Origin of the sequence: Paenibacillus sp. y28, from assembly GCF_037137075.1 — a bacterium.
Taxonomy (GTDB): domain Bacteria; phylum Bacillota; class Bacilli; order Paenibacillales; family NBRC-103111; genus JBBBNV01.
Genome location: NZ_JBBBNV010000012.1, coordinates 65610 through 92475 on the forward strand (window position 1 = coordinate 65610; position 26866 = coordinate 92475).

The window sequence follows — 26866 nt, forward strand, 5'->3', positions numbered from 1 at the left end:
TAGCTGCGGCTTGGCGGATCTTTAACTGAGGAGTGGATACAATGGGCGTGAAGTTTGGGAGAGAGTATGAGGATATATTGAAGGATTTGACGGCGGTGCTGCTAAAGCTGGAGGATTGCCGCGATTTCCTGGACATGACCGAAGAGGAATGGGCCGGATTGGATGAGGAGGAGCGTGCCGGCTGTGTGGAGACGATGGCGGACGATCTGTTCTACGCCTTGGGCACGGATAAGGAAATCGAGATCGGGCAGGCGACGATTACGCATGACGCTGCGAATCATGTCATTAAAGTCATGGATGGCGGAGTTGTGCATGTAGTCCGTCTGGTGTGACGGGGACTGGTCATGGGGGATACGATGGCGAGAATGCAGGATGCAGTACAAGTATTGCGAAAATATTACGGCTACCCGGCGTTCCGCCAGGGGCAGGAGCAGATTATCGGGGCGGTTCTGGAGGGACGGGATACGCTGGGAATTATGCCGACCGGCGGGGGCAAATCCATTGGCTTTCAGGTGCCGGCGATGCTGCTTCCGGGGACGACTCTGGTCATTTCGCCGCTGATCTCGCTGATGAAGGATCAGGTGGATCATTTAAATGAGCTCGGCATCCCGGCGGCATTCATTAACAGCTCCCTTGGGGCTGCGGAGACCAGAGACCGGCTGCGCGAAGCGGCAAATGGAGGCTACAAGCTGCTCTATATTGCGCCGGAGCGGCTGGAGACGGACAGCTTTGACGCTCTGCTGCAGACGCTTCAGGTGCCGCTCGTGGCGGTAGACGAAGCGCACTGCGTCTCCCAGTGGGGACATGATTTCCGGCCCAGCTATGTGCAGGTGGCCCGCATGCTGCAGCGTATGCCGAGGCGGCCGATTATTGCCGCGTTCACGGCGACGGCGACCGAGGAAGTAAAGCATGACATCGTGCGGCTGCTTACGATGCAGGAGCCCGAAATCGTCGTGACCGGCTTCGGACGCGATAATCTGGCCTTGTCCGTCATCCGCGGGGAATCGAAGAAGCAGTTTCTGCTTGATTATATCGCTGCGCGCCGGGAGCAATCGGGGATTGTCTATGCGGCCACGCGCCGCGAGGTGGAGGATTTGGAGGAGCTGCTCTGCAGCAAGGGGTTCGCGGCGGGCAAATATCACGGCGGGCTGACGGACGAGGTCCGGGCGGAGAGCCAGGAAGCGTTCTTGTACGACGATGTGCGGGTGATGGTGGCGACCAATGCATTCGGAATGGGGATTGATAAGTCCAACGTGAGGTATGTGCTCCACTACAGCATGCCGCGCAATATGGAGGCGTACTACCAGGAGGCGGGCCGTGCCGGGCGGGACGGGGAGCAGAGCGAATGCGCGCTCCTGTACGCGCCGCAGGACGTGATGACCCAGAAGTTTCTTATCGAGCAGTCTGTGTCTTCTCCGGATCGCAAAGCCATGGAATACCGCAAGCTGCAGGATATGATTGATTACTGTCATACGCAGCAGTGTCTGGGCCATGCGATTTTGACCTATTTCGGGGAGGACCCGACCGGACGTCCGACCTGCGGCAAGTGCAGCAGCTGTACGGATGAAAGCGATGAAACAGATATTACAATTGAAGCGCAAAAAATATTTTCCTGCATATACCGCATGCAGGAGCGATTCGGAACCACCCTTGTGGCACAGGTGCTGCGCGGCTCCAAAAACAAGCGCATTCTAGAGCTGCGGCTGGACCGGCTGTCGACCTACGGCGTGATGAGCGAATATGGGGAAAAAGAAATCGCCCTGCTGCTGCAGGGGCTGGTGGCTGACGGTTATTTGGCCTTGTCCGAAGGGCAATACCCGGTCGTGCGGCTCCAGCAGAAGGCGCTGCGGGTGCTCAAGGGCGAGGAGCAGGTGCTTCGCCGCGTGCCGAAACGCAAAGCCGCGCCCAGCAGCGCGCTCGGCGCAGCGGGAGCGGCCGTGTTCGAGCTGCTGCGCGGGCTGCGGAAGGAGCTGGCGGAGCAGGAGCGTGTCCCGCCTTATGTCATTTTTGCAGACAGCACGCTCCGCGAGATGAGCGAGGCGCTCCCCCAGACGGCGGCGGAGCTGCTGACTGTCAAGGGCGTCGGGGAAGCCAAATTCCGCAAATACGGCGCCCGATTCCTGGCGCTGCTGCAGCAGGCCGCGGCGGAGCAGGGCTATCCGCGCCCGGGTATGGAGGAAAGCGGCGGACTCCCTGTGTATGAGGCGCCGCTGCCGGACGGAGAGCATCCCGTGTTAGCCGGAACGCGGAATTCGGCTCTGCTGGCGGAAGCGGCAATTTCGCAGCGGGAGCAGGGGGCTTCCGGCGGCGTCTTCGCTGCGCCTGCAGCAAGCCGGTCCGGCGAGGAATCGAGCCATCTGCAGACATACCGGCTTTATGCGGAAGGCGCGGACCTCGAAGCTGTCGCTGCCGCCAGGGGCTTGACGCTGGTTACGGTGCAGGAGCATGTCCTGCGCGCCGCTTCGGAGGGCAAGCCGCTGGAGTGGTCCCGCATCATTCCGCACGGCCAGGAGGAACTGGTGCTGGAGGCGGTTCGGCAGGCGGGACGGGACAAGCTGAGGCCTATCAAGGAAGCGCTGGCTCCCGGGGCCGATGTGGACTATTTCGTCATCAAGGCGGTTCTAATGAAAAACCCGGTCTAACCCTTTTTCTTCATTAGCGTCAATCTGGATTGCCCAATCAGCTTCGATATCATCATATCCCTTGCACCCGCCGCACGGCCTTGCCAACCAGCATGGAGGCCCGCGGCGGAGTGCGGAGGGATTTTTTTTATATGAAAATACCAACGGAGCTGCTGAATCGTAAAGTGGTCAGGCATGATGGATGCATAACTCCCCTATTGGTGGAAACCATAAACAAAAATGGGGGGGAATCCGATGTCCGGTGTGAATTTGTGGTGGAATATCGTATCCTGTGGACTTGTTTCGGCGCTGCTATGGAGATTTGTCCCGCGTCAGCGGATACGGGAGGCGTGGGTAAGCTTTTTATTCACGCAAGTGATCGCCTGGAGTGCGGGCGGGCTGATTTATAATGCCCATTTGATCAGTGCGCCTGTGCGCCTGTTTCCCGCCGCAACGCACCAAAATGTGATGACGGCCTACTTCATTTTTCCGGCGCTGTCTGCGCTGTATTACATTCACTTCCCGATGGGACGCTTCAAGCGCTTTCTCTGTACCTGTGCGTATTCGGGAGTCGTGGCCCTGCTTACGTTCTGCATGGATGCCTTTACAGATTTGCTTCGATTTGATCACTGGAATGCGGCGCATTATTTTGTGTTTTCCCTCGTGACGCTGCCCGTATGCCGGTGGTTTACGCTGTGGTTTTTTCGCAAGCCCTACCCGGTCCCTGGCGGTGATGTCTGGTGAATGTGAATACCGTCATCGAAGGCTCCGTTTGGGTGCTGTGTGTGGTGCTGCTAGGGCTTGTTGTCCTGCGGAACAAGGCGAGGGAGGCGTTGCTCTCGTTTCTGTTCATGCAGATGCCCTCCTGGCTGCTAGGGCTGGTTGCTGTGCAGCTTGGGCTTCTCCGGTACCCGGCCCGTTTCTTGGCGGAGGCGTTCAGCACGAGCTTCACCTACGAGTTCATGGCTCTGCCGACGGTTAGTGCGCTCTATAACCTTCACTATCCGGCCCGAAAGCCCGTGTGGCTCCGCGTAAGCTACTTAGCAGCTTATACAAGCGCGCTGACGATCGGGGAGCTCCTCATTAAAAGGTATACGCAGCTTATCGTGTATGTTCACTGGTCCTGGGCGGCCACGGCAGTCAGCGTGGCATTTACGCTGCAGCTTTCGTTATGGTTTTTTGACTGGTTCGTCACAGGCAGGGTGAGGAGGCTGGTTTAGTATGGATCAGGCGAAGCAAGCAAACGCGCCGCGCAGATCGCGGTTTCTTATGAGCAGCGACGGCATGACCTATCTTCGCTGGCAAAATCCGTTTATGGTCGCCTGGTGGTCAGCCGCCTTTCCCGGCTTCGGTCATTTCCTGCTGCATCACTACATTCGCGGCTTTTTGTTGTGCTTCTGGGAGGTCGTCATTAATACGATGGCCCATATCAACGAGGCGATGGTGTATTCCTTCTGCGGTCAATTCGAGCTGGCCAAGCAGGTGCTGGACCCCCGGTGGCTGTTCGGTTATGTCATTATATACCTGTTTGCCATATGCGACAGCTACAGGTATGCGGTGGAGTCCAACCAGCAGTACCATTTGGCGGAGATGGAGGCTGCCCGCATGGTGCCGTTTGTCATCCGCCCGTTTAATATCGTGTATTTGAGCAAAAAACGGCCATGGATCGGCAGCTTCTGCTCCCTGATGTTTCCAGGGGTCGGGCAGCTTTATTTGAATCGCCTTTCCCTGGGCTTCTACGGGTTGTTCTGGTGGCTCGTGTATATGAGCTTGTCTCGTTCCCATGAATCCTTTCTTTTACTTATTCAGGGGCGTCTGGGCGAGTCTGCTGCTGTGCTGAATCCGCATTGGCTGCTTTTTATGCCCTCGGTAATCGGAGGCTCCGTGTGCGATGCGTACACCGCCTCACGCGACTATAACCGGATGTTCCGGGAGGAGCAGACGCAATATTTTCAGGAGCGGTATCCGGCATTTCCGCTTCATTTTCCGAAGGAGGACGAAGGGCGATGGTAGTGATAGGCACCTTTGAATACAGTGTCGAGGTGGAGCAGGCGCTAGCGCTTCTGGAGCAGATGGGCATTGAGCGGCGCTCCATCATGACAGTTTCCATGGCCAATCACGAAGAACACTTCGACAAAACGGCGATTCGTCAGCCCAATAAGGAGACGTTGGCCTTTGAGGTTGGCATGGCTCTGGCTACGGCCAGCTCTGTCATTGGGATCAGCTACGGATTTGTTCTGCATTGGGGACCTATAATTTGGGGGATTATTACGGCCTTGGGCGGCTTTATGGTGGGGTATGTCCTGATTCGGGTCATACAATCCCGGTACTTCGGCCAGCTGATTCGAAAAAAAGAACGGCTGCCGGAGCTGCTTGTGATCATTCGCTGTCATGACAGCCGGTTCGATGACATACGCAAAGTGCTGTGGAAGTATCAGGCATTGTCGGTAGGAAAAGCGGATCTGTAGCCGGGCTGCGGAGGATTCCGGGAATAGTGGCTGACGACCGTCATGCGGCCCCGCGCCGCGCGCTTCGCGCGGTAGCGGAAAGGGCGGCGGCCCGTATGGGCAGCAGTCCGGCTTGCCCGCATCGCTGCATCTTGCAGACGTTCGGGCAAGCCGCCGCCAAAGGCTGTTCAAGCAGCGCCGGCCGTTCATGAAAAAGGCATCCTCTGCCGGGAGCAGAGGATGCTGTCAAAGCCTGAATAGACGGGGAGGCTGCGGGGGATACTGGAATACTGCTTATTGTGCAGCCGGAGCTACTACCTTCACATCCTGTGTGCCGTACGTTGCGAACCAGTCTTTGACGGTTGCTTTGTCGCTGGTGAAGGCCAAGGATAGCAGAAGCATGATGCGGGCGTGCTGCGGGTTCAGGCTGTCGCCGGCGATAATGCTTTCGTTGCTGCCGGGATACATGGTGCCTGATCCGGTTCGTGTCGTGGTCACGAAGATAACGCCCTGTTTAATGGCTTCTTCACGTGCTGCGCTCATCTGCGAGGAGATGCCGCCTGCGCCGGTTCCCGCGGTAACAATGCCTTTCGCGCCGTCGGCTACAAATCCGCGGATTGCGCCGCCGCCGGCTGCTTGATAGTTATACGCGATTTCGACCATAGGCAGGTCTTCCTTCGAAATAGTTTTCAAATCAAACGGTGTTGCCCATTCTGCTGTGCCAGCCTTCAGAGCGCGGGCATTGCTGCGGTAAATGCGGATATTGTTCTCGTCAATGTAGCCAAGCGCACCCATCATCGGGGTTTCGAAGGTGTCCATCCGGTGGGAATTGGATTTGGTGACGTCTCTTGCAGCGTGAATTACGTCGTTCAGCATCAGAACGGTACCGAAGTATTCCGTTTTTTTGCTGCCGGCCAGCTTGATGGCGTTGTACAGGTTGGCCGGGGCATCCGTACCGATTACATCCCAAGGACGCATAGCGCCTGTGATGACGACCGGCTTGCTGCTGCGGACCGTCAGGTCAAGGAAATAAGCAATCTCTTCCATTGTATCGGTTCCGGTTGTAACTACGACGCTGTCATACACCTCAAGCGCCTGATCCACGGACAGCGATAAATCGTACAGGTCGGCAATCGTATAACCGCCGGACCCTTTATTGCCGAATTGATACGTGGTGACATCGGCGATTTTTTGCTTATTCGGCAATTGGCGGATCAAATCGTCCATTAAGTAGGTCCCGGCTTTATAATTTTGAAAGCTGGTTTCATCGGCAGCTTTGCCTGCCAATGTTCCGCCTGTGGCGATAACGATGACGTTAGGAAGCGGGGATTCCTTGAATTCCTCGGATAAGGCCGGGATTGGGAAAATCGTTTTTTCTGTGCTGGCGGTTTCGGTGTCGGCGAAGGCCATGGCTGCGTTCATCCAAAGTAATGCGATGGTCAGGAAGGGAATCAGCAAAGCCTTAGAGAGCCTTTCTTGGTTGAGAATTGTCATGAATAGTGACCTCCTGTGATGTGATTATGTAGTTCGTGACAAGAAAATCGTAAATTATGTTAGATAATATTACAAATAAAAATGTCGCTCTAAAAAACGTTTACATAAGAGGATTTCTTCATATATCTCTACATTACTATTGAAATCTAATTTTATTGAAACGCGATTTTAGTGTGAGGAGATGATATAGAACGTTTTTTTGTAACATATCGATGTCATTTGTGTTATATTACTTAACATTTGAAAATGCTGGTTCATAAATCCCTTCGAAATTTGACAAAAATAGACTTTATCTCTTCTTTTTGAACAAAAAATGAGCGGATCTTGACATTTGCTCACAAAATGTACACAACTGTAAAAAAGTTTATTTTCACGTTTTCGTAAAAGGGTGTAAAATAGACCGTACAGGGTTAGGCTCGACCTGCCAACATGACCAGGCAATGAAGAAGCAGCGTCAACTAATGTGAAAAATATTACAACCTGCTTGTTGTTGATAATGGCTTTCAAATGGACAGGATTCGACGAAGTAACCGACTTTTATTTTCAGGTAAAGGAGGACGTTCTCTTATGCTACAAACATCTGAAGTGAATACAGGTGCTGAGTTGGAAGAACGCCAATCATTGGATGTGCTTGATCAACTGATGCAGCCGGAGGTTCAACAATCTTTGACCGTTCTGGTGGAGAATCTGCCGAAGCTGGCCGAGATGGTAACCGTCTTGACGAAGGCTTACGATTTCGCACAAAGCGTGGCGACTGACCATGTTCTGATTGATGATTTCAAGCACGGCATCGAGGAATTCGTCAAACCGGTTTCGGAAAAAGCCAAAGGCATTGCTGCAGCGGCTATCGAAGCGGGCGATCGCGCTCAAGCGGAAACAGCAACTGTCGGTCTGTTCGGCATTCTCAAAATGCTGAAGGATCCGCAAGTCCAAAAAACGCTCCGTTTTGCGCAAGCATTCCTGAGTGTGATGGCCGAGAAGCAACAACGGTAATTCCCATTAAGCGGTATTAGAACGGAGGATGGATATGTCGAAACATATTTTAATATTGGGCGGCGGCTACGGCGGCTTGCTGACAGCGCTGACTGCACGCCAATACCTGTCGGCTGCCGATGCGACCATTACGGTTGTCAACCGCTTCCCGACACACCAAATTATTACCGAGCTGCACCGTCTTGCAGCAGGCAGCATCGCCGAGAAGGCAGTTTCGCTTCCGCTTGAGAAGCTTCTTCGCGGCAAAGATGTCAACCTGGTTATCGACAGCGTTACAGAAATTAAACCGGATGATAAAAAGGTTGTTCTGGCCGGCGGCACGACATTCACATATGATGCGCTGGTTGTAGCGCTTGGCAGTGAAACGGCATATTTCGGCATTCCGGGACTTGAAGAAAACAGCTTCATCCTGAAATCCGTCAATGACGCTAACCGCATTCGTGAGCACGTGGAAGCGCGTCTGGATGCTTACAAGCAATCTGGCAACAAAGCGGACGCAACCATCGTTGTCGGCGGCGGCGGCTTGACCGGAATCGAGCTCGTGGGCGAATTCGCCGACAAGCTTCCTGAGCTGTGCCGCAGCAAAGGCATCGATTATAACGATATCTCCTTGTACTGTGTTGAAGCAGGTCCTTCGATCTTGGCCGGCTTTCCGCAAAACCTGGTTGACCGCGCATACGCAAGCCTGGAGAAACGCGGCGTACAATTTATCGTTGGCGTAGCGATCACCGAAATGAGCAAAACAGCGGTATCCCTGAAGGATGGCCGGACAATCGATACCAACACCCTCGTTTGGACGGGCGGGGTTGGCGGCAATGCGGTTGTAGCGAACTGCGGTATCGAGGTTAACCGTGGCCGCGCAAGCGTAACGGATGTGCTGCAATCCACTTCTCATAAGGATGTTTTCCTTGCCGGCGACAGCGCGGTTGTTATTCCGGGCGAGGGCGCTCGTCCGTACCCGCCGACAGCACAGCTGGCATGGCAAATGGGCGAAACAGTCGGCTACAACCTGTTCGCTTACTTCAACGGCTCCAAAATGAATACCTTCAATCCCGTGTTCTCCGGTACGCTTGGCAGCTTGGGACGCAAAGACGCGATCGGCATGATCGGCGGCAAGCAAACCCAGCTTCAAGGCACGCCGGCAACATTGATGAAAGAGGCAAGCAACATTCGTTACTTGTCCCACATTAAAGGGCTTTTTGCTTTGGCATACTAGATTAATCAAGGAAGAGGGCTATCCGCGGCAGGCTTTGCCGGCGGGTAGCTCTTTTTTTCCAGGCTCGCAGGGGGGTGAGCTACAGGACGTAAGGGGAAAAGCATACAAATTGACAAACCGACGGTCGGTCTTTAGAATAGAGCTATAGTATCCAGGTGACATAGCACGCCGGGAAGAATAGTTCGGTCAACATCCGGGGAGGAACATCATGATGTCTACACGCATGTATGTGGCGGTTACACTGCTTATCAACGGGCTTGTGCCATGGGGGATTTACGAGCTGCTATCGGGCGTGATGAGCAGTATGGCGGCATTGTGTGCGGCCACATTGGTTCCATTGGCAGAAAACTTAATCCACCTCTGCAAGCACAGGAAGCTGGATGCCTTCGGCTCGATCATGCTTTTCACATTTATCTTCGCTCTTGTGCTGGCCGGCATGGGCGGCAGTGAAAGGCTGCTGCTTGTGCGGGAATCGTTCATTACCGGCTCGGTGGGCATTATTTTTCTAGCTTCCTTATTGTTTAAACGGCCGGTCATCTATTATTTGGCTAACCGGTTTTTGCGTAAGGAGGGCTTTGCGGATAATTGGAGCTACCCGTATTTCCGGTTTGTGATGCGTTTGATGACACTTGTATGGGGGCTGGATTTGCTGCTGGAGGCCATCGTCCGGACGATGCTGGTATACCGGCTGTCGACCTCGCAATTTTTGGCTCTGTCCAACGTGGTTCTGTACGGCTTTATCGGTGCCGCTCTGCTGTGGACAGCGCTGTACCGGAAGCGAAGCTCCCGGATATTGGCCGAGCTCAAGATGAAGAACGCCTAGCCGCATCTGTATGGATGTGTTCTCCACTAATGAAGCGGCCTTGGCCCTGGATGAGCGGTCCGGTTACGAGCAGCGAAGCGATTTCCGTTCCTGTCTCGCAGATGCCTTATTACTGTTTGGAGAAGTGGAGCATTGTAGGATGGAAGTGAAGAAGCCTGTCCGGCGTCGAACTTGAAGCGGCCCGGGACGGGCTTTTTTTACGCAAGCCAACCCGATCCGTAATATTTGGCAAGGATGTAACTTCTCACGAGACGAAACGTGGATGGTACGAGGGGGAGGGGAATGAAAGCAAGCAGCCTGGATGCCATTTATGAACGGTACATGAAGGATATATACCGGTACCTGCGTTCCCTGTGCCGTGATCATCATGCGGCGGAGGATTTGATGCAGGAAACCTTTTACCGGGGACCGGATGCAAATGTACCAGGATGTCGTGGGCTCCGCCCTTGCTGTCACGAGGCCGAACATGGAGATGCATTTGAGCGGACAGGGCAAGGCCTTTTTCACAGCGGCTTTATCGGGGCCATTAAAGAAGAAAATCGGGGATCGGCATGAAACGGTCGGCCAATATTCGCTTGGCCTTCTCCTGTCCAGACCAGGCCTGGAGCGAATCTCGTGGACCACGGACATTCAGGTGCCGTACTTCCATCGGCCGGGATCAGCCCGATTGGATAGCAGTCAAGCCTGGGCGCAGCTGGAGAAGCTGCCGGAGGGGACGGTGGCGGAAGCGTACGTATCCTTGAACCGGCTGTTCGGCACCGGGGAACTGCTGAAGCAGCTGGAAAATAAGCCGATGTCGCCGGTCTGGTTCGCGGTGGATACCGGGCTGCAGGACGAAAAAGACGTGGAGATTGTATATCACCCGGTTGGCTTCCCGGCTTATCCAATCTGGCATCATCAAGATATGCAGGTCCGCCGTTTCGCCGAAAGTTGAGGCATATGGCGATGAGGAGCTGCGGAGCCGGAATTTCAAGGACACCCTCGCTATCATGCAACAATATCCAGCCCTGACGCGGGAGGTCGCGCCTTGGCTGAGGCTGGACGAGGTGATCCCTTATGTGGAAGCGAACGGTGTTCGGCTGCTTGGCGTGGTGGTGACCGGCCCGACCAAAGAAATTTTGAAGCTGCGGGAGGAGCCGTGGGTCGCTGGCATCGGGGTGGGTGAGGTCCGGCTGTGGAACTGGCTGAATTGAGACTTATCACGGCGATAAAAACGTTCGAATGGTCATTCCCCCTGCCGGGAGTTACAGTAGAAGAGTAGCAAGAATTATTCTTTTGGATTGGGGGATGTACAGTGAGCCAGGAACAGCAATTTGAAGTGGCCGCCCATTTCATCCAGGAAAGCATTCAGGCGTTTCGGAGCATGAAAAAGCTGGCGGACAAGGCGATGGCACAGCTGGCGGAGGAGCAATTCCGGCTTGCGCTGGACGAAGCGTCCAACTCGCTTGAAGTGCTGATTCAGCATATGCATGGAAATATGCTATCCCGTTGGACCGACTTTTTGACGACGGACGGAGAAAAAGCAGATCGTGACCGCGACGGTGAATTCGAAGCCGGCCATCTGGGCCGGGAGGAGCTGCTGCGCCGCTGGGAGCAAGGATGGAATACGTTATTCTGTACGCTGGAGGGCTTGCAGCCAAGCGACGTTTTGCGTACTGTGACCATTCGCGGGGAAGCCCACACCGTGATTCAGGCCGTTCAGCGGCAGGTGTCCCACTACGGCTACCACGTGGGGCAAATAGTATTCTTGTGCAAGCACTTGTCTGGCGCAAGCTGGCAAACACTCAGCATCGCCCGGGGACAATCCAAGGCATTCAAGCCCCCCGCCCGGTAAAATCCTCGCGGCATCTTCAGCCAATATTCAGAATGGTATGGTATCATTTGCCTATCTGTAGCTTTAAGCTGAGGAGGATTAGCCGCGTCCATGAGCGACCTGTTAGGGAGTGGGCATTTCATAGTGGTTTATATTCCGGCGGCGCTGCTGTTATTCAGCCTGCTGTTTGATTTTACGGGAGCGGTCCGCAGTCAGCGCATGTGGCACCGGGCGGGCTTGCTGTGTCTGATTGCCGGTACGCTGGGTGCGGCGGCGGCCGTGCTGGCCGGACCGGAGCTTGACCGCAGCCCGGATGGGCCGACATATATGCTGTTTAGCCGGGCGACATTAGCCTTATTCCTTGTGTTATGCCTGGCCCGGGTGTATTACCGCTTCCGCAGGTTCAGGGAGGTGGGCAATACCCCGGTCTATTTGATCGCTTCTTTGGTGGGGGTGCTGCTGGTTTCCTATACAGGCCATCTCGGGGGACAAATCGGGCAGCCGAACGCTGCCGGGGATAAGACCCCGCTGTCTAAGAAGGAGTCTCCTCCAAGCGGTCAGACCCCGGACCTGCAGCAGAACGGGCAGAGCCCGGAAGCCGGAGCGCAGATGCGGGAGCCCGGGGAGGGCGGACCGGGCCGGGGCAATCCCGGTCCAAGAAGGGAAACGACCGGGGAGGGCCAGAGCCCGTCCGGAACGGGGCGATCCGCACCGGATACAGAGCAACAAGCTCCTGCCTCCGGGCAGGAGGAGGCTGTACCGGGCAGCTGAGGAAGCCGACGAAAACTTAAACACGCCAATCCGCGGGGAATCTCCGTGCGAATTGGCGTTTTTTTATATCCATTGCATTCTAAAATCTCAAGAGGAACCGCCGTATTCCATGCAGTAGAAGCGGGCCGGGCCGTTCGGGGTGTTCCGTGAATAACAATCGGAGATGCGGAAGCCGGCGCGCTCGTAGCATTTGCGGGCCCGTTCATTCCAGAGCAGCACCTCCAAGTCAATCTGCTTGTCCGGCGCCCGGCGCTGTGCCTCTGCCGTCGTGGCGGTTACAAAGGCGGTGCCCCAGCCAAGCCCGCAGCAATCGGGGCGCAGGCCCAGCCCGAGCCGCGTCCACCCTTCCATCGGGAAAAACTGGACGAACCCGATGAGATCGTTCTCCTCATCGAGCACAGCCGCGTATTGCTCCCGGCGAAGGGCGGGATCGGCGAATTCACGCTGCTGCAGCTTCATCTCTCCCCATGGGGGCCAATTGTAGAGATGGTAGGGCTCTGGGTAGGACCAGCCGCAAATGGCTTCCCCGTGGGCTTCTGTCATGGGGGCGAAGCGGAATATGGGGGCAAGGGTCATGCTGAAATTACCTCCCGTCTGTTCGCCGCAGCCATCCTTAAAGTCTCTGCGTGTCACCGTCATTTTCAGGGTGATACCGACCGGACATATCGGAACCGGCTGTGGAAAGGATGTTGAGTCGACGTTGAAACCCGGCACGGAAATGATTCCTTCGGCCGATAGATATGACTACTACTGTAGCATATTTATCCCCTGCATTTCGACAGGACTTGCTTGGGATCATATAGGGCTGACGGGCTAATGTGTCTGAATTGGAAACTCTTTGGCGGATTGGATCGTATAACAAGCATACAACCGCTAGAGGGGGCCGACGGATGGCGCGATTGGAATATCGCCAGTACGGGGAGTGGGAGACGCAGTTCCCGCTGCTTTATTATTATGACGGGATTGATCAGGATGAGGTGTCGCTGCGTTTTGCCTGCGATTACTTCGTCAAGGACGGCGTCGTGTACGAGAAAACCTCCTGCAGCATCGAACCGCATGCATATGTTATTTATGTGCGGCGTTCTGCCGATGAATATGTAGTTGACAGTACCCGGCAGACGCCTCCGGCGTTCCGCTGGGGGGGCATTCGCATTGAGCTGAGGGAATTTATGGAATACTCGGACCAGCATCCGGTGCGCCATACGTTCCGGTATTCGGACGATGATGACGCCTTATTGTGCCTGCAGTCGGACTATCTCGTATGGGATGGCAGCGAATGGGCGAAGACGTCCGCCGAGATTGATGAGGACCGCCGTGTCTATGTGTATTATGCGACCCGGACGGCGGCGGGGCGCATCTAACTTCATATGGGGAGAAGAACATGGAACAACAAACGGGTTCAACCAGTAAAACAACGAGGCTTTTCAGTCTGTTTATGGCGACTGCGCTCGCCGTTGGGACGGCCGGCTGCTCCTCGTCCGGTTCACGGGATTGTGTAGACAGGAACCAGGACGGTTATTGCGATGACGGCGGCGGCAGCAGCAGTCACAGCACCGGCTACTATCGGAGCGGGGGAGGCGGCACAGGAGGAACTACGGGCGGCACAGTCACCGATTCGAGCGGCAAAAGCAGCAGCTCGTCCAGCGGCATCTCCAGCGGTACATCGGGGTCCAAGGGCGGCATAGGCAGCTCCAGCTCGAGCAGCAGCAGCTAGAAGGAGCTTAGAGATGATGATGGAGCATAAATCATACGCCGGCCCTGCGCAGGAGCGTGCAGATTCAGCTTGGACCGAGCCTGTACCGGCGCGGCGGGCCCCTTGTCGGCTGGATTACCCGGCTGAACGTGAGAGGCTGTACGGGCCGATACGGGAAGAAGGCACCTTCACCTGGGACGTGATGTATGAGGAGGAGTATGCGCTTGCCGGGGTGTATTACATAGATCCGGCTTTACGTCAGGAGCTTGCTCACGCGACAGAGCGGCTGAGCCGCGTGATGAACCGGACTGTGCAGGTCATTTTGCAGGGCGGGGATGATTTGCTGCGGGAGCTGGGAATTCCTGAGGCGGCGCTTGCTGCGGTGCGGGTCAGCTTATCTGATGCGCATCCGACGATCATTGGGCGGTTCGATTTCGCTCAAACCACCGCCGGGTTAAAAATGCTGGAATTCAACAGTGATACCCCTACCGGCATTGTCGAGGCGTATTACGTCAATGGCCGGGTCTGCGAGGCTTATGGATGTCCGGACCCGAACGCCGGAATGGCGGAGCATTTCCGCACGGCGTTTGAGGAGGCGATATCGCTGTACCGGAGCCGGGGACTGGCGGTGGATTCGATCGTGTTCAGCGCGCTGGATTGGCACGAGGAGGATGCGGGTACCACGCGTTACCTGCTGCAGGCCTCCGGTCTCCACGGTATTTTTGCGGGACTCGGCGATTTGCGCGTATACGGGGATCGCTTGTGTCTGCCGGACCGTGATGGAGCGCATCATCCCATTGATGTGCTGTACCGGCTGCATGCGCTGGAGAAGCTGAGCGAGGAGCGGGACGAGATCGACGGCTACCCGACGGGAGCCCACGTGCTGGACCTGATGGCGAGGGGGCGCCTGGCCGCGATCAATCCGCCCTCTGCGCTCGTCTCCCAGACGAAGGCGCTGCAGGCGCTTATATGGAGCCTGCATGAGCAGGGGCAATTTTACACGGAGGAAGAGCATCGGGATATACAGGCGTATATGCTGCCGACCTACATGGATAACCGCTTTCAAGGGCGGATGCCTTATGTCAGCAAGCCGATTTTTGGACGCGAAGGCGGGGCGGTGACGCTGCATGACGCGGACGGGACGGTGGAGGAACAGGACGGGGAACAACTGTATTGGGAGCAGCCGATGATCTTCCAGAAGCGGGTCGATTTGCCGCAGATTGAGGTAGAGACGCTGCAAGGCCCGCTGCAAGGGCATCTGCTGTGGGGCTCGTTCTGCATCGCAGGAAGGGCATCGGCGGTGGTCGCCAGGGTAGGGGGACGCATTACGGGGAATATGGCTTACTATTTGCCGGTTGGACTCGGCGCGATGGTGATGGAGAAGGGAGAATAACGTTTTATGATGCTCGGCCAGTGGGACAATATTATGAATTTCTTGATGTATGCGGGGGTCACGCTTCCGATGCTGGCGCTCGGTATCGTTATATTTATGGTGACGACGCCGTATAACGAATACCGTTTAATCCGCGAAGGGGCGAATACCGACGACCCGGTCAAATTTGCCGCAGCCAAAGCGGCCTCGCACGATCTCGGGGGCAAAATTCTCGGCCTGTCGCTTGTGCTGGCGTCCGCTATTTATCATTCTGTCAGCCTGTGGGACTTGGTAGTGTGGGGGATTCTCGGCATTGTATTTCAAATTATCGTGTTTTATTTGTTTGAGCTGATAACGCCGTTTCGGGTTGTGTCGGAAATTCCGAAGGGCAACGTGGCGGTCGGCATATTTGCTTCGCGGCTTAGTGTAGCCACGGGCCTGCTGATGGCCGCGTTAATCAGTTATTAAGTAAATTCGGCAGCCTCTCTGAAAGAGGCGGAGCCGAAGCCGATCATATGTGCGTGCAGCTTGTCGCGGTAAATGAACTTTACCGTGCATTAATGCCAAAGAACCTTCCTCTCCACGCTTCAGTGGAACGGAAGGTTCTTTGATTTTAACCGGGGCGGCCCTCGAGGATCGTGTGTCCGTTTAGTGTGAGGCTGCAACAGGCTCTTCCGCCGCGGCCGGATCCAGTCTGTCCCGGCCCATCATTAACGCCGCCGCCAAGGCCAGAACGGCAGGCACAAGACTCCAAGCGAAGGTCATGGCGATAGAGGAGGATAAGCTTTCCGTAATGCGGCTTAACGTCGCTTCGTCAATCGATTGACGGAAGACGGGGTTCAGCAGCTTGTCCGGGCTGCCGATATCGACAGTGGGCGGCACATTTGCCGCATGGCTTCCCCAAATTTGCGCCAGCTTGCTGACGAGCGCATGGTTCTGAATGATGCCGAAGACCGTGATGCCCAGCATCATGCCAAGAGATCGGTTGAAATTGAGCGTCGAGCTGGCGGCCCCGCGTTGGGCGGCCGGGAAGGATTGCAGTGCGGAGCTGCTCAGCACGGAGAAGGACGCTCCGATGCCCAAACCGACCAGTACCATATACACCGTAATGAGAGGGCGTGACGAATTTCCGATAAAAAGCGCCAGCAGGGCTAGCCCGGCAACCAGAATCAGGAGCGTCGCCAGCATAATGGTCCGGTACGGCAGCCTTGTCATAAGAAATCCGCCTGCGGTTGCTGTCACAACGGAGCTGAGCATCATCGGGAGCAGCACAAGTCCTGCATTGGATGCCGAGCCGCCAAGCACGCCCTGAATAAAAATCGGGATAAACAGGGAGGCGGTCATGAATGCCGCCCCGCTCAGCATGGCAATCAGATTACTGGATGTATACAGGCGGCTGCGGAACATGCGGAAGGAAATGATCGGCTCCGCCGCTTTGCGCTCCACGTGGACGAGCAGCGCAGTCAGTGCAGCAAAGCCGGCCAAAAGCCCCAGCATTTGCGGTGAGCCCCAGGCAAACGCTTTGCCGCCAAGCTCCAGAGCCAGGATTAGACATGTGATGGCTCCGAGCAGCAGAACGGCGCCAAGCCAATCAATTTTTTGCCGAGTGTGGGCGGCCGATTCTTTGTAGAACAATGTAACGAACAGAAAGGCAATCAGGCCGAGCGGCAGGTTAATATAGAAAATCCAGGCCCAATGAATTTGATCGGTAATGTAGCCGCCGAGCAGGGGGGCGGCCACACTGGACAAGCCGAATACGGCGCCGAATGCCCCGGTCATTTTCCCTCTGTCCTTGGGTGCGATGACATCGAACATGATGGTAAATGCAATTGAAACCATCGCTCCGGCACCGATGCCCTGTACCGCCCGGTACAAGCTCAGCTGGACAATGGATTCCGCTGTGCCGCTTAACGCCGAGCCCAGCATAAAAACGAGGATGCCGAAGACGAAAAACCGTTTGCGCCCGTACATATCCGACAGCTTCCCGAAAATCGGCATCCCGGCCATCTCCGCTGCCATATAGGCCGAGGTGACCCATACGAATTTGTCGAGGCCTCCCATTTCTCCGACAATGGTCCCCATGGCGGTAGCGACAATGGTATTGTCCATCGACGCCATCAGAATCGAGAGCAGCAGTCCTGCCATAATGAAACCGATATTTTGTTTCGTTTTGACCATTTTGTTCCTACCCCTTTTACTCCATATCCGATCCGCAGCGGCGTCCCGCCATCTTGTTTCCGTCGGTGGTAGACCAAGTGTAAACCACCAATACTGACAGCTGTGTGTCAGGGATGGTGTGGCGGTCGGATGAATTTTGAAGAGTCGGTTCAGGCAAATGAAACGCGCCTATCCAGGGCGCTGTTATGAAGGCGGCTGGGATAGAGCGCCGTTCGTTGGAATAGGCAATCGCCGTGCTTTCCCGCCATGCATTGTGTGGTTGTTCACGGTATAATGGAAACAGCTGGACAATTCAGACGAGAGCGGGGAGAAGAAATGAAAGCAATCGTAAGCAAGCAGTGGCTGCTGGCCCGGCTGTATGAGCAGGATCTGGTCATTGCGGACTGCCGCTTTGTGCTGGGCCAGCCCGATGCGGGGCGTACGGCGTACGAGCAGGGGCATATCCCGGGCGCGCGGTATTTCGATTTGGAGCGGGAGCTGTCTGCGCCGGTTACGGCTCATGGGGGGCGGCATCCGCTGCCGGATATGGACGAGCTGGCCGGCCTTCTGGGCCGTCACGGCATTGACCGCCAGACGCGTATCGTTGCGTACGACGATCAGGGCGGGGCGATGGCGTCCCGGTTGTGGTGGCTGCTGCGTTATCTGGGACACGAGCAGGTGTATGTCATGGACGGCGGCTTCAGCCAGTGGCGGCAGGAGGGCTATCCGGTGACGGCTGCGCCGCCTGCGATCGCCGTACCGAAGCAGTACATCCCCGAGCTGCAGCCGGATATGCTGCTCAGCGCGGAGGAGGTCCGGTCGCGCCTCGGGGCAAGCGGCACCGTACTGCTGGACTCCCGCGAGGAGCGCCGATATCTGGGGCTGGAGGAGCCGATTGATAAGGCGGCGGGCCATATTCCGGGCGCGGTCAATCTGTTCTGGAAGGGCGTGCTGGACGAGAATGGCCGCTGGAAGCGGCTGGAGGGACAGCAGCAGCGATTGGCGGGTTTGGACAAGGACAAGGAAATTGTCGTGTACTGCGGCTCCGGCGTCACCGCCTGCCCGAACGTGCTGGCCCTGCAGGAAGCGGGCTTTCCCCATGTGAAGCTGTATGCGGGTAGCTGGAGCGATTGGATCAGCTATCCCGACAATCCGGTTGCGACGGGGGAAAAGTAAGAGCTGAGAGGCCGCGTCGGACGCGGGTTTGGGGGTTGTGACAGGTTATGAGCATGTAACCTGTCGCAGCCCTCTTTGGGCTTTTCTGTCAACAGCTTGCAAACATGAACCCGAGGAAAGCAGTTGCAGGAACTCCGGAACCAGCCGCAGTCAGGCAGTCGGATCAGGTTGTTGTTGAATGCTCGGATGCTTTGCTTGCGGTCATTCACAAACAGGCATGGCGAATCCTTTGTTTGTGAGCAGGGGAAAGACTAATTTCGGGAGCAATTCTCTTGCGTTTTGTTGCTGTTATCGGTGGACCTTAGTTTGTAAAAATTCAATAGCAGGAACATGCAAATTCGGGAGTGTGGAGCAAAATACAAACAATATCATCTCTGATGACCTGTACAAGTACCAAAAATCTATTCAGAAAAAAGCGAGAAAAAGTCGTTCTCAAGAATATTGGAGAGACATCATTTGGTAGGAGGAGTGTTATGACTAATAAAGTGAATATGAAAGAATTGTTTCTTGAAATGCAGCAGGACATGCTTATGAAATTATCTCTCATACGCAAGCATGTTACACATGCCCCGACCAAAGGGAATGCTGTTGAATTCAGTTGGATCGAGTTTCTTGGTACTTATTTGCCGAACAGATACTGTGTAGATACTGCCTTTATTGTGGATCATACTGGGACACGTAGTGACCAAATTGATCTGGTCATTTACGATCAACAGTACTCCCCATTCGTTTTTTGTCATGCTGGTGTCAAATATATTCCGGCTGAGAGTGTCTATGCAATTTTTGAAGTAAAACAAACATTAAACAAACAGCATATTGAATATGCTGCTAAGAAGGCAAAGTCGGTTCGTGCGCTCAAACGGACATCTGTACCTATTGTTCATGCTGGTGGTACTTATCCACCACGGCCAGTTTTCGACATTGTAGCTGGTATAATTACTACTTCTTCAGACTGGAAACCACCATTTGGAAAGTCATTTCAGGAGGTAACCGGAGCGTTGGAACCTTTGCAACGGCTCAACATTGGCTGTACATTGGACAGCGGTTCATTTCTTCTACAACCGGATGGGACATTTGATACAAGTTCAAAAGAGGAGACTTGGATTTTCTTTTTTATTAAATTATTCACTCAACTACAAAACCTTGGGACCGTTCCTGCAATGGATATAGATTTGTACAGTCAGGCGCTTGACTCTATTTAAAGAATTCGACATCATCGATTTGCAAATAACCGCCAACAAGCTGCAAACAGCAGGGTTGTAGCTATCCACCTTTTGGGTTTGGTTCAGACCCGGATCTTCATTCAGAATGATTCAGAATATCTTCGATACAATCCTTCCTCCTGAGGGGGAGCGATCGTGCTGACGTTAAGGCCGGAGCCAGCTCGAAATCAGCACGAGCTCCATTCGTGGGTTCATCCTTGCTTGCTCAAGAGCGGGCAACAATTCGCACTCAGGGCTTGCCCGCTCTGAACGTGATTGTTGTGCCTTGGCACGGAGCACTGCTGATGCTGAGGCCTCTGCCGTAGATTTGGCGAAGGCGGCGGTCTGTGTTGCGAAGCCCTATGCCGGGGCTTTCCCCGGACATATCCTCCAGCACCTGCTTCAAAATATGATCCTCCATGCCGATGCCGTCGTCCGATACCCGGATTTCGATATGGTGGCTGCGTTCTTCAGCTGCAATATGCACGGTTCCTCCCTCAATCCGTCTCAGTACACCGTGATGGACTGCGTTCTCAACCAGGGTCTGGATTGACAGAGGGGGGAGCGGAGCAGACAGCAGCCGATCGGGCACCTCCCACTGCACATGGAGCCGATTGCCGAAGCGTTCCTGCTCGATAAACAGATAGGCTTTGACCAGTGACAGCTCCTGCATCAACGGCACTACCCGCTCGGAATTGCGGAAATCGAAGCTGGCCCGCAAATATTTGCCGAATACATCCAGCAGGGATCTCATGCGTCCGATGTCGATTTGGCTCAGGGCCGCGATGGAGTTAAGCGTGTTGAACAGGAAATGCGGCTGAACCTGGGCTTGCAGCCAAGCCGCTTCCATCCGCAGCCGTTCACCGGCCGACAGCTTCAGCTCCGTGAGTGCCCGTACGCGATGCTGCAGCTCCAGGCTGTCGGCGGGCTTGGTCACATAATCATTGGCCCCGGCCAGAAAACCGGCGGCTATATCCTCGGGCTGGCTGCGGGCTGTCAGGAGCAGCACGGGCAGCTCTGACATCGAGAAGCGCAGCCGTATCGTTTGTGTCAGCTCGTAGCCGGACATGCGGGGCATCATGACATCCGACACAACCAAATCCCATTCCTCCTCGTCTATGAGCTTCATGGCATCATGCCCGGAATACACAGCAGTAACCTCATAGCGCTGCTTGGGCAGCATTCCTTCCAGAATCCGCAGATTCACAGGATCGTCATCCACGACGAGCACTCGGGGTCTAATTGTTCTGGCTTCCAATACTGCATCGGAAGACTCTGAATCGGAGGCTGCTTCTGCAGCGGTTTGCTTCGCCGCGCCCTTCCAGTCGTTTTCTCCCGGCGCAGGCAGGGGCGCAGGCGGTGCTGCTTCCGAAGCCAAGGGCAGGGTAAGCCTGAAAATAGAGCCTTGTCCCGGCCCCGACTGTACCTCCAGCGTGCCGCCGTGCAGCTCGGCCAGCTGCCGGCTGATGCTTAGGCCGAGGCCGATTCCGCCGCCAAGGGCGGTTATGCTGGAATCTGCTTGTTCATAGGGCTCAAAAAGCCGCTGCTGCGCCTCCGGCTCGATCCCGATTCCGGTGTCCTCCACCTCAAGGACCGCCAGCTTCTCCTGAACGGCCGCCCGAATCGTGATATGGCCTTGTGCTGTAAACTTAACCGCATTATGAATCAGGTTGAATAAAATTTGGACCAGTCTGTTCTCATCGGCCAGAACCGGAGGGAACGATTCGGGAATCTCATTGCGCAGCTCAAGGGGCTTGCCCTCCAGCATAAAATCCATCATATCGATAACGCCCGCCGTTGCCGCCTGTGCTTGTATGGCTTTCGGTTGGAGGCGCAGTCCCTTGGCCTGCAGCCGGTCCAAGTCCATAAGGTCATTCAGCAGCAAGGACATGCGCTTCCCGACGCGAACAAGCAGTTCAAGCCTTTCCCGGCCCGCAGGGCGGACAGCTTGTTCCTCTAACACGCTGCGCGCAATATTAATCATCCCATGCAAAGGGTTACGAAGCTCATGGGAGGTGTTGGCGAGGAAATCATTTTTTTGCTTATCCGCTTTCTGCAGCTCTGAAGCCAGCTGCGCCGTTTGCTGCAAATTCCGGAAGTACAATCTGAACCAGTAGGAGGCAAAAGCCAGAAACATAACGATAAAGTCTACCGGGTAAAAATGAATGGACCGTAAGCCGTAGTTGAAATTATACATAAGGCCCCAGCTCAAATTGATAGCCGAGCTGACAAACACGAGCCATAAAAAAATCGCGTCTCCGTCAAACCGCAGTGTAGCGCGCAGGGTCAAGACCGGTACATAGAGGAACCCTGCGAGCATGATAGGAATGGTGTACAGGTCCACAATGGAGGCATAGGTTGACGGCAGCAGTATAACCACAATGGTCACGCCCAGAACGATCGCCCCGTAGTACATGTGCCAGGGCCGCTTCTGCAGCTTGGGATAGAGCTGGTGCACGCAGAGGATCAGCAGGGCCGCTACCCAGATATAGCTGAGGATGTTCAGCTTTAAGCTGACGGAATAAGGCAATTTCAGCCAGGCAAGCAGCAGCTTATCGTCTGTTACGAGGACAGACAGAGCGGCGCTAATCATCATTAGAGCAAGAGAAAGCAGCGCCCGGTACCGCGCCCCCATGATGTACAGAATGAGCGCATACACCACATGAATGAGCAGGAACACGCAAACCAGCAATTGCATGGACATGGAAAACTGCTTGTGGCCCATGACAACGTTCTCGGTTCCGAACTGAATCGAATTGAGCAGTCCGCCCTGGACCAAATTGCCGAAATTGGCGGCATGGATAACAATCTCTATTTCAGATTTATCAGTCCAAAACACGACATTATACGGGCCTTCGAAAGCGTCCGTTTCGTCGGCTGTTGTGCCCGGCACGCCGGCCGCCCCCAGCTTGACGCCATCCACGTACAGCTCGGAGGACGTTGCCGTACTGGGCATCGCAATCGCCAGTCTTTTTTCGCCGGGAGCTTCGAACTGGATGAACAATTGGTAGCTTCCATAGCCGGTCGTCTGCTCCGGATCGGCAAGCTGTCCCTTCCACGAGCCGGGCAGAGTAAGGGAGACCCCTCCTGTCCGAGGGGAATCGGGATTTTCGCGCAGCAGAAACCGCCCGGGATAGAACGTCCATTCGCCCTCCAGCAGAATCGGTCGATTCAGCGAGGTATCTCGAAGATCGAGTACACCGTCCACGGCAAGCGGTCGTTCGGACGGCCAGTCCGAATAAATCCAGGCCAGCCGAAAGCTGGTGATGATCAATATAAAGAGAAAGGTTATGGTGAATATCCGCGTTTTTGTCATACTCATTTTTATTCGACGATCTTCGCCATAATCCTCCAAATGGGGCAGCTATTCAGATTAGGATTGACAGGAAAGGACTTCCATTGCTAAAATTAAAACTATTCCTATATAAATAGTATGAATATAACCGATAAAGGAGAGTATACCATGGCATCCGTTCAGACCTTCAAAGCAACAGCGCATTTGCAGGATGGTGTTAAAGTGAAAACACGTGCGAGACACTTCGAGCTGACAATCGATGAGCCGAAGAGCTTGGGCGGAACAGATACAGGAATGAATCCGGTCGAGGCGTTGTTGGCCTCACTCGGGGCATGCCAATCTATTGTTGCCCGGGTCTATGCGCCCAAGTTCGGGGTGAAGCTTGACGACTTCCAAGTTGATGTTGAGGGCGATCTTGATTTGGACGGTTTTTTTAATCGTTCCGAGGTTCGTCCGGGCTACGCTGAGATCCGTTATTCGTTCCGCATCAAAACCGATTCTCCCAGGGAGAATATCGAGCAATTTATACAATTTTTGGAGAGTAAGTGCCCGGTCGGGGATACGATCGCCAACCCGGTTGCTCTCAAGTTAGAACAGATCATCATCGAAGGCTAACGCTTGGCGGTTCCCGGATAAGGAAAGCGAAGGAAACGGGACAGTCAGAACGGGCCGCGGCGGGAGAAGCAGCACAAGTCCCCTTTATGCAGAAACCTACCGGATTGAACGGGATGTCTCTGATAAAGGGGTTTTTCATGGGCTTAGACGCGTTTCATCGGGCGCCAGGGTCGCCGTCATTCGTCTGCCGTTCTCGCAAGGACGGTTTTCAGACGGCTGATCTTCAGATAGGACCGGAGCCAGCTGGGTGATCGCCCGCCTGCCTTCTCCGGCCGAAACCGAGACGCAGACGCTGAACGTGTCCTGGACGGCGAAGGATAAAAACGATACGTCTCCGCAGGTCTACATAAACGGCAAAGAGTATTCCAGCTGGCAGACGAGCGCGGCGCTTACGCTGGAGCAGGGGGAGAACCATCTGGAGTTCAAAACGGTCAATTCCAGCGGCAAGCAAACCGTTATTGCGAAGACCGTCTACTTCAACCCGCCCGCGTCGAAGCTGACTCCGGGCTACGTGCCGACAACAACATCGGCCTCGACTATAACGCTGACATGGACGGTAAGTGATAAGAACGATACATCGCCTAGCGTGTATATCAACGACGAGCTGCAAAGCTCGTGGCAGTCGTCCAAATCGATCAGCTTGACGAAGGGCGCAAACCAAATCACATTTCTGGCGACGAACAAATACGGGAAACAAACCACAGTCACGGATGTCGTGTGCAAAAACTAAACCGGGGCTTTGCGTAGCCGCACCGCTTCGTGCGCTGCAACGGACCTCGATTCATAGGCAGTTTTGTTGAAAAGCAAGGCAAAGGCCGGACTCCCTTCGGGGGACCGGCCTTTGCCTTGGCATTCGCTTCGTATCATTTGCGCCCGGAAGCAGGGTGCGCGTGGGGTCGGACCGACCGCCACGCCGTGCTGCAACGCGAGGCGTGGGATTCGCGCGCGTTGGAAGCGGCCGCGTGACAAACGACATATCCGGTGCGGCCGAATCATAGCTTGTAGGTAGGCAACGAGGCTAATCCGGTGACGAATCCTCTCGTACCTGGGCAAGCGTGTGCCCTTATGGCTGGACGAAGAGAGTATCCAGGTGGTAGGAGACCGTCTGCATCAGATCATCTGTACGGAACAGATCGGGGTAGGTCGTGCAGTGGACCACAAGGCCATCGATAAGAGCGTGAAGCCGCCGGGTTTCCTGCTCCGGGTCAATACCGGGCTTCAGCAGGCCTTGGAGAATCAGCGAATCGATGGTTTGCCGCAAGCCGTGGTAGATTTGCTCGTGGACCTCCTGGCTTAACGCCCGTATCGTGTCATCGGACACGGCCTTTCCGGCGAACGCCAGCCACACTTCGCATTCCGCGATTCGCTCTTCATCCAGCGGCGCGATTTGGGCGATGGCTTGCTCCAAATCTTGACGGGGGTGCCCGGTGAACGGCAGGCTTCTAATCCGCGCATGGACCCGGCTGGAGATAAGCCGCATGGCAAAGGCCAGCAGCTCCTCCTGTGAATCGAAATAATGCCGCAGCGCCCCGAGGGATATTCCCATCTCTTCTGCAATGCGGCGCACGGATACACCGTCAAGCCCTTCCCGGCGAATGACCTGCCAGGTGGCCTCCGCAATTTGTTCTTTTCGCTTCGCATGATCGACAATTTTTGGCATGTTTTTATTATAACACAGTTGTATTTTAAAAAGAATCCGTTATAATAAAGCTAGCTTTTTTAATACAATTGTTCTAAAAAAGGAGTGGGGAGCATGATTCCCATAATTATCGCCTGCGAAATCGGGTTCTGGGTATTCGTATTGGCGGGACTGGTGTGCCGATATATTTTCCGGCTTCCGAAGACGGGGATGGCGCTGTTCTTCTGCACGCCGGTCATCGATGTGGTTCTGCTGATCGTGACGGTCCTGCATTTGCGCAGCGGGGCGGAGGCAACCTATGCTCATGGCCTGGCCGCCGTTTATATCGGGGTTTCGCTGGTATTCGGGCATGCGATGATTAAAGGCGCCGATGTCCGCTTTGCGCACCGGTTCGCCGGAGGACCGCCGCCGCAAAAAACCGCCGTCTACGGCAAAGAGCACGCCAGCCGGGAACGAAGAAGCTGGTTCCGTCATTTCGCGGCGTGGGCCGTCGGGTGTACCTTGCTGTACGGCATGATTCTGATGGTGAATGCAGCGGATCGCACCGAGGAGGTGAAACAGGTTATTCAGCTGTGGTCGATTATCGTAGCTGTCGATTTTGCAATAAGCTTCAGTTACACGTTATGGCCCCGTAAGTATAAGCGCCCACAGGATGCACTGTAAGCCGGAAGCTTGAGGGCGTCCCGTTATTGCGATAAGGCCTCTTCCGTAATTTGCTTGATGTTAATCGGGGACATCGATTCCTCATTGACCATGTCCGGCAGGATGTGCGTCAGGAAATAATCTACGCAGTGCAGCCGAATCTGCTTGATTTTGATTAAGGCGTTGCGGTACATCACGACAAATTCCTTCTCCGTGTTCCCGCGCTGCAGCTCGGCAAACGCTTCGTATACCTGGTCCATTTTATCGGCGACCTCCAGAATGAGCCCTTCGACGGAGTTGTCCTTGCCTTCGCGGAGCTGCCTGCGGAAGATGCTTTTGAACTCCTCCGGGATGTGCTCGTTGATGAAATGATCCACCATGCCTTCTTCCACCTGCTGGATCAGAAGCCTTAGCTCCGGAGAAGAGTGCTTCACTGGTGTTTTGATGTCCCCGATGAAGATTTCCCCGTAATCGTGGCTGCTTGTAATCTCATAGAGCTTCTTCCAATTAACCGGTACCCCGTGCATTTCTTCGATATCGGCCAAGGTTTTGGCATACTGCACCACTTTCCAGGAATGGGCCGACACGCTGTGCTCTTCAAATTTGAATTTGCCAGGGCAGCGTATGATGCGTTCCAGCTCGTTCAGCGACCGAAAATACGTATGAATTCCCATAAGCGTCATCCTTTGGTTAAGGTAGTGTGGCGAACAAGCCAAGTATATCATGCCACTGTTAAGGGGGGATTAACGCTGCATCAAGGGAATATCAGCGCCGCGTGCCGCAAATTGCAGACCGCGGAGGTTAGGCTCAAGCGAATAAGAAGGCTGGGCGGGTGGAGCTTACTCTACTCGTTCTGCGTGAAGGTCTTCATAGCGCCATGCGGCAAAATCACGCCGA

The 26866-nt window shown here is 55.0% G+C and carries 29 protein-coding genes and 1 pseudogene; 24 read left to right on the plus strand and 6 right to left on the minus strand.

Annotated elements, in window-relative coordinates; genetic code table 11:
* The first annotated feature begins 41 nt into the window (after positions 1–41).
* From WBG83_RS11755 to WBG83_RS11785, 7 genes are all read left to right on the plus strand, one after another.
* Complete coding sequence (locus WBG83_RS11755) at positions 42–332, plus strand: hypothetical protein (RefSeq protein ID WP_336745219.1); 291 nt, start codon at positions 42–44, stop codon at positions 330–332.
* A 24-nt stretch (positions 333–356) separates the two neighbouring features.
* On the plus strand, positions 357–2642 hold the full coding sequence (recQ, locus tag WBG83_RS11760; protein WP_336745220.1) for a DNA helicase RecQ: 2286 nt from the start codon (positions 357–359) through the stop codon (positions 2640–2642).
* Between the two features lie 234 nt (positions 2643–2876).
* Entirely contained in the window at positions 2877–3365 is a 489-nt protein-coding gene (locus tag WBG83_RS11765) for a CBO0543 family protein (RefSeq protein ID WP_336745221.1), read from the plus strand.
* Positions 3362–3841 (plus strand): CBO0543 family protein, encoded by a 480-nt coding sequence (locus WBG83_RS11770; protein WP_336745222.1) that lies wholly within the window; start codon positions 3362–3364, stop codon positions 3839–3841. The genes WBG83_RS11765 and WBG83_RS11770 overlap by 4 nt, the downstream gene beginning before the upstream one ends.
* Before the next feature lies 1 nt (position 3842).
* On the plus strand, positions 3843–4634 hold the full coding sequence (locus WBG83_RS11775) for a hypothetical protein (RefSeq protein WP_336745224.1): 792 nt from the start codon (positions 3843–3845) through the stop codon (positions 4632–4634).
* Complete coding sequence (locus WBG83_RS11780) at positions 4628–5089, plus strand: hypothetical protein (protein ID WP_336745225.1); 462 nt, start codon at positions 4628–4630, stop codon at positions 5087–5089. The genes WBG83_RS11775 and WBG83_RS11780 overlap by 7 nt, the downstream gene beginning before the upstream one ends.
* A 26-nt stretch (positions 5090–5115) precedes the next feature.
* Positions 5116–5280, plus strand: a complete 165-nt coding sequence (locus tag WBG83_RS11785; RefSeq protein WP_336745226.1) for a hypothetical protein — start codon at positions 5116–5118, stop codon at positions 5278–5280.
* A gap of 82 nt (positions 5281–5362) precedes the next feature.
* Here the strand turns inward: WBG83_RS11785 and WBG83_RS11790 are convergent, their stop codons facing one another.
* Positions 5363–6562, minus strand: a complete 1200-nt coding sequence (locus WBG83_RS11790) for an asparaginase (protein WP_336745227.1) — start codon at positions 6560–6562, stop codon at positions 5363–5365.
* A gap of 567 nt (positions 6563–7129) precedes the next feature.
* Between WBG83_RS11790 and WBG83_RS11795 the strand changes: the two genes are divergently transcribed.
* From WBG83_RS11795 to WBG83_RS11830, 8 genes and pseudogenes are all read left to right on the plus strand, one after another.
* The gene (locus WBG83_RS11795) at positions 7130–7555 is read left to right on the plus strand and encodes a DUF1641 domain-containing protein (RefSeq protein ID WP_336745228.1); all 426 of its coding nucleotides are present in this window, start codon (positions 7130–7132) and stop codon (positions 7553–7555) included.
* 34 nt (positions 7556–7589) lie between these two features.
* Positions 7590–8771 carry an NAD(P)/FAD-dependent oxidoreductase gene (locus WBG83_RS11800; RefSeq protein ID WP_336745229.1) on the plus strand — a complete coding sequence of 394 codons (1182 nt, stop codon included), beginning with the start codon at positions 7590–7592 and terminating at the stop codon, positions 8769–8771.
* Positions 8772–8979: 208 nt separating this feature from the next.
* Positions 8980–9594: a VC0807 family protein gene (locus WBG83_RS11805; RefSeq protein WP_336745231.1), complete on the plus strand. Its 615-nt coding sequence runs from the start codon at positions 8980–8982 to the stop codon at positions 9592–9594.
* A 282-nt stretch (positions 9595–9876) separates the two neighbouring features.
* Positions 9877–9999, plus strand: a pseudogene (locus WBG83_RS11810) (sigma factor); the annotation flags it as partial.
* Positions 10000–10060: 61 nt separating this feature from the next.
* Positions 10061–10528 carry an anti sigma factor C-terminal domain-containing protein gene (locus WBG83_RS11815; protein WP_336745232.1) on the plus strand — a complete coding sequence of 156 codons (468 nt, stop codon included), beginning with the start codon at positions 10061–10063 and terminating at the stop codon, positions 10526–10528.
* Positions 10461–10787 (plus strand): anti sigma factor C-terminal domain-containing protein, encoded by a 327-nt coding sequence (locus WBG83_RS11820; protein ID WP_336745233.1) that lies wholly within the window; start codon positions 10461–10463, stop codon positions 10785–10787. Before WBG83_RS11815 ends, WBG83_RS11820 begins: the two co-directional genes overlap by 68 nt.
* 101 nt (positions 10788–10888) lie before the next feature.
* Positions 10889–11428: a DUF1572 family protein gene (locus WBG83_RS11825; protein WP_336745234.1), complete on the plus strand. Its 540-nt coding sequence runs from the start codon at positions 10889–10891 to the stop codon at positions 11426–11428.
* 90 nt (positions 11429–11518) lie between these two features.
* The gene (locus WBG83_RS11830; protein ID WP_336745236.1) at positions 11519–12178 is read left to right on the plus strand and encodes a DUF2231 domain-containing protein; all 660 of its coding nucleotides are present in this window, start codon (positions 11519–11521) and stop codon (positions 12176–12178) included.
* Between the two features lie 87 nt (positions 12179–12265).
* On the opposite strand, the gene WBG83_RS11835 is transcribed toward WBG83_RS11830, so the two are convergent.
* Positions 12266–12754: a GNAT family N-acetyltransferase gene (locus WBG83_RS11835; RefSeq protein ID WP_336745237.1), complete on the minus strand. Its 489-nt coding sequence runs from the start codon at positions 12752–12754 to the stop codon at positions 12266–12268.
* 314 nt (positions 12755–13068) lie between these two features.
* On the opposite strand from WBG83_RS11835, the gene WBG83_RS11840 reads away from it, so the two are divergent.
* From WBG83_RS11840 to WBG83_RS11855, 4 genes are read left to right on the plus strand one after another with little or no spacing between them, the layout of a single operon-like run.
* Positions 13069–13539 (plus strand): hypothetical protein, encoded by a 471-nt coding sequence (locus WBG83_RS11840; RefSeq protein ID WP_336745238.1) that lies wholly within the window; start codon positions 13069–13071, stop codon positions 13537–13539.
* A gap of 20 nt (positions 13540–13559) precedes the next feature.
* Complete coding sequence (locus tag WBG83_RS11845) at positions 13560–13892, plus strand: hypothetical protein (protein ID WP_336745239.1); 333 nt, start codon at positions 13560–13562, stop codon at positions 13890–13892.
* A 13-nt stretch (positions 13893–13905) separates the two neighbouring features.
* Entirely contained in the window at positions 13906–15264 is a 1359-nt protein-coding gene (locus WBG83_RS11850; RefSeq protein WP_336745240.1) for a glutathionylspermidine synthase family protein, read from the plus strand.
* Between the two features lie 9 nt (positions 15265–15273).
* The gene (locus WBG83_RS11855) at positions 15274–15711 is read left to right on the plus strand and encodes a DUF350 domain-containing protein (protein WP_336745312.1); all 438 of its coding nucleotides are present in this window, start codon (positions 15274–15276) and stop codon (positions 15709–15711) included.
* A gap of 180 nt (positions 15712–15891) precedes the next feature.
* On the opposite strand, the gene WBG83_RS11860 is transcribed toward WBG83_RS11855, so the two are convergent.
* Positions 15892–17421 carry an MDR family MFS transporter gene (locus tag WBG83_RS11860; RefSeq protein WP_336745241.1) on the minus strand — a complete coding sequence of 510 codons (1530 nt, stop codon included), beginning with the start codon at positions 17419–17421 and terminating at the stop codon, positions 15892–15894.
* Between the two features lie 315 nt (positions 17422–17736).
* On the opposite strand from WBG83_RS11860, the gene WBG83_RS11865 reads away from it, so the two are divergent.
* The gene (locus WBG83_RS11865; RefSeq protein WP_336745242.1) at positions 17737–18576 is read left to right on the plus strand and encodes a sulfurtransferase; all 840 of its coding nucleotides are present in this window, start codon (positions 17737–17739) and stop codon (positions 18574–18576) included.
* Between the two features lie 473 nt (positions 18577–19049).
* Positions 19050–19778 (plus strand): DUF6602 domain-containing protein, encoded by a 729-nt coding sequence (locus tag WBG83_RS11870; RefSeq protein ID WP_336745244.1) that lies wholly within the window; start codon positions 19050–19052, stop codon positions 19776–19778.
* Positions 19779–20028: 250 nt separating this feature from the next.
* Here the strand turns inward: WBG83_RS11870 and WBG83_RS11875 are convergent, their stop codons facing one another.
* Positions 20029–23100: a hybrid sensor histidine kinase/response regulator gene (locus WBG83_RS11875; RefSeq protein WP_336745245.1), complete on the minus strand. Its 3072-nt coding sequence runs from the start codon at positions 23098–23100 to the stop codon at positions 20029–20031.
* A 141-nt stretch (positions 23101–23241) separates the two neighbouring features.
* Here WBG83_RS11875 and WBG83_RS11880 point away from each other — a divergent pair, with 141 nt between their 5' ends.
* Both WBG83_RS11880 and WBG83_RS11885 read left to right on the plus strand, forming a co-directional pair.
* The gene (locus tag WBG83_RS11880; protein WP_336745246.1) at positions 23242–23688 is read left to right on the plus strand and encodes an OsmC family protein; all 447 of its coding nucleotides are present in this window, start codon (positions 23242–23244) and stop codon (positions 23686–23688) included.
* Positions 23689–23935: 247 nt separating this feature from the next.
* Entirely contained in the window at positions 23936–24418 is a 483-nt protein-coding gene (locus WBG83_RS11885; protein ID WP_336745247.1) for a hypothetical protein, read from the plus strand.
* Between the two features lie 333 nt (positions 24419–24751).
* Here the strand turns inward: WBG83_RS11885 and WBG83_RS11890 are convergent, their stop codons facing one another.
* The gene (locus WBG83_RS11890; protein WP_336745248.1) at positions 24752–25348 is read right to left on the minus strand and encodes a TetR/AcrR family transcriptional regulator; all 597 of its coding nucleotides are present in this window, start codon (positions 25346–25348) and stop codon (positions 24752–24754) included.
* A gap of 93 nt (positions 25349–25441) precedes the next feature.
* Between WBG83_RS11890 and WBG83_RS11895 the strand changes: the two genes are divergently transcribed.
* Positions 25442–25990 carry a hypothetical protein gene (locus WBG83_RS11895; RefSeq protein ID WP_336745249.1) on the plus strand — a complete coding sequence of 183 codons (549 nt, stop codon included), beginning with the start codon at positions 25442–25444 and terminating at the stop codon, positions 25988–25990.
* A 23-nt stretch (positions 25991–26013) separates the two neighbouring features.
* Here WBG83_RS11895 and WBG83_RS11900 read toward each other — a convergent pair whose 3' ends face one another.
* Entirely contained in the window at positions 26014–26643 is a 630-nt protein-coding gene (locus WBG83_RS11900; protein WP_336745250.1) for a YfbR-like 5'-deoxynucleotidase, read from the minus strand.
* Between the last annotated feature and the right edge of the window lie 223 nt (positions 26644–26866).